Below are 535 nucleotides of genomic sequence, written 5' to 3'. Positions count from 1 at the left end.
CAGCGCACCTGTCGCAATCTCTGCGGTGTACGCTAAGCGTAATTTTTGCTGATCGGCTTGGGCTTCGTAAGAGAGTGGCTCGAGTTGCGCACGTTGAAGAGACTTTAAAACATCACTTTGGGTTTTGTTGAAGTCATGACCATGTCTAAAGGACAATTGAATCAACAATACTTCATCCAAAGAAGTGATGATTTTCGCTCCACGCCCAGAAGCAAGTACACGCTCAATACGCGTTGAACCCGATTCAGGTTGATAGCTGCACTTGAGGCTTAAGTCCATCGTGCTTTGCGCGACAGGTTGTAACGTACGGCTATGCAAGACCGGCGCTGCAAGGCGGGCCAGTTCACTCGCTTCGTCTAAGCGCAGTAAAGGCAACAGACATGCGTCCGACACTAAACGAGGATCCGCACTGTAAACACCAGCAACATCACTCCAAATGGTTACGGTTGTCACTTCCGCCAAAGCACCGATTACGGTTGCGGAATAATCCGAGCCATTCCGCCCCAACAGCACGGTTTCTCCTGCCTCATTTTGC

General features: G+C 50.3%; 1 pseudogene. It reads right to left on the bottom strand.

The features are described 5' to 3' along the window. Positions 1-535, bottom strand: a pseudogene (gene metL, locus R7Z49_RS27220) (bifunctional aspartate kinase/homoserine dehydrogenase II); the annotation flags it as partial.

It is taken from the genome of Vibrio sp. 1562 (genome assembly GCF_033340155.1).
Classification (GTDB): Bacteria; Pseudomonadota; Gammaproteobacteria; order Enterobacterales; family Vibrionaceae; genus Vibrio; species Vibrio alginolyticus.
This window is presented reverse-complemented; position numbering and strand designations above follow the sequence as displayed.